Below are 540 nucleotides of genomic sequence, written 5' to 3' on the forward strand. Positions count from 1 at the left end.
TGTTATGCAACCAAAGTTGTCTGCAATTTTTATACATGATGCAGACTCGATTTTGCCGGACTCAAATTCCAAGAACACTTGAATGTGTTGTATTGGTGTTTGTCTTTAAGACAAACATTGAGAACTTTACAATCAACAATAACTTGTTGATTTGTCAGCTTTCCAAATTGTTAAAGAGCAGATTTTCTGATGAAAACCATTTTTAAAGATTCTTGTGAAAGAACACTTAAAGATGGTGGAGCTATGCGGGATCGAACCGCAGACCTCCTGCGTGCAAGGCAGGCGCTCTCCCAGCTGAGCTATAGCCCCATCAGGTGTGTGATACTGTGTGCCAAATCTTCTAAAGGAAGATTGGTGGGTCTGAGTGGACTTGAACCACCGACCTCTCGCTTATCAGGCGAACGCTCTAACCACCTGAGCTACAGACCCAGTATCGTCTCTTAAACTACATAAACCATCAATCTGTGTGGACACTCATCGTGAGTAATCATCGTATAAGGAGGTGATCCAGCCCCAGGTTCCCCTAGGGCTACCTTGTTA

The 540-nt window shown here is 43.5% G+C and carries 2 tRNA genes; both read right to left on the reverse strand.

Going from position 1 to position 540, the window contains the following annotated elements:
* Positions 1 to 233: 233 nt before the first annotated feature.
* A tRNA-Ala gene (locus F0231_RS20805) sits at positions 234 to 309 on the reverse strand.
* A gap of 43 nt (positions 310 to 352) precedes the next feature.
* A tRNA-Ile gene (locus tag F0231_RS20810) sits at positions 353 to 429 on the reverse strand.
* Positions 430 to 540: the final 111 nt, after the last annotated feature.

Source organism: Vibrio sp. RE86, assembly GCF_013114545.1.
Classification (GTDB): domain Bacteria; phylum Pseudomonadota; class Gammaproteobacteria; order Enterobacterales; family Vibrionaceae; genus Vibrio.